Below are 306 nucleotides of genomic sequence, written 5' to 3'. Positions count from 1 at the left end.
GGAGAACTGGAATCAGCCGATCGTGGAGATCATGGAGCTGGGGGAAGGCTTGGATCTGAACGTGGGGATGGATCATGTCGCCGCCGGACGCGCCATGACCGAGCACCTGCTGGCACGCGGGTATCGCACGATCCACTTCGCCGGTGCCGAGCTCGATCGCGACTATCGCGCGGCGATGCGCTATGCCGGGCACCGTGAGGCGCTGGCAGCGGCCGGCATCGAGGACGCCCCCCTGCTCGACCTGCCCGTGCGTCAACAGATGACCAGCGGTGCTCAGGCGCTTGAGCGTATCAAAGCGACATTCCC

1 pseudogene is annotated in these 306 nt (G+C 65.7%); it reads left to right on the top strand.

The window, feature by feature from the left end:
• Positions 1-306, top strand: a pseudogene (locus R0J88_RS19385) (LacI family transcriptional regulator); the annotation flags it as partial.

Origin of the sequence: Pseudoalteromonas sp. SIMBA_162 (assembly GCF_046535955.1) — a bacterium.
GTDB classification, from domain to species: domain Bacteria; phylum Pseudomonadota; class Gammaproteobacteria; order Enterobacterales; family Alteromonadaceae; genus Pseudoalteromonas; species Pseudoalteromonas marina.
The sequence above is the reverse complement of the archived record's forward strand: the minus strand, read 5'-3'. Positions and strand labels throughout refer to the sequence as shown.